This is a genomic window from Alcanivorax sp. HI0044, assembly GCF_001634945.1.
Genome location: NZ_LWEZ01000973.1, coordinates 1 through 694, shown reverse-complemented (window position 1 = coordinate 694; position 694 = coordinate 1). Strand labels below are relative to the sequence as shown.

1 protein-coding gene is annotated in these 694 nt (G+C 61.0%); it reads left to right on the top strand.

Going from position 1 to position 694, the window contains the following annotated elements:
• On the top strand, positions 1-694 hold a 694-nt coding region (locus tag A3730_RS11395), incomplete at both ends, for a molybdopterin-dependent oxidoreductase (RefSeq protein WP_156501160.1).

Genomic DNA, 694 nt, shown 5'->3' with positions numbered 1-694 from the left:
TATCCGCAAGCTCGCCCGTGACATCGCCAACGCGCCCAGCGCGGCGGTCTATTCCCGGGTGGGCGTCACCACCAGTGCCCATGGTGCGCTCAGCGCCTGGCTGGTCTACGTGATCAATATCCTCACCGGCAACCTGGATCGGGAAGGGGGCGTGATGTTCACCAACCCGGCCTTTGATATCGTCGCCATGAGTGCCCTTAGCGGTGATACCGGCAGCTTCGACCGTTACCGCAGCCGGGTAAACGGTTACCCGGAATTCGGCGGTGAATTCCCGGTGACCGCCATGGCCGATGAAATGCTCACGCCGGGGTTGGGGCAAGTGAAGGCCTTTATTTCCCATGCCGGCAATCCGGTGTTGTCCTGCCCGGATGGCAGCAAGCTGGACCGGGCCCTGGCCGGGCTGGATTTCATGGTCAGTATTGATCTCTATATCAATGAGACCACCCGCCATGCCGACATTATTCTGCCGCCCACCGGGCAGCTGGAGCATGGCCAGTTTGACCCCATTTTCCAGGCGGTGTCAGTGCGCAATGTAGTGAAATACACGCCACCTCTGGTACCTCGCCCGGAGGGCATGCTGCACGACTGGGAAATCCTGCTCGGGCTCACTACGCGGTTGAATCGGCTTAAGGCACGCAGTCGACGCAGCCGCTTGAAGGTGGCGGCCACTGACCGCTTTGTCCGCAAATTGGGT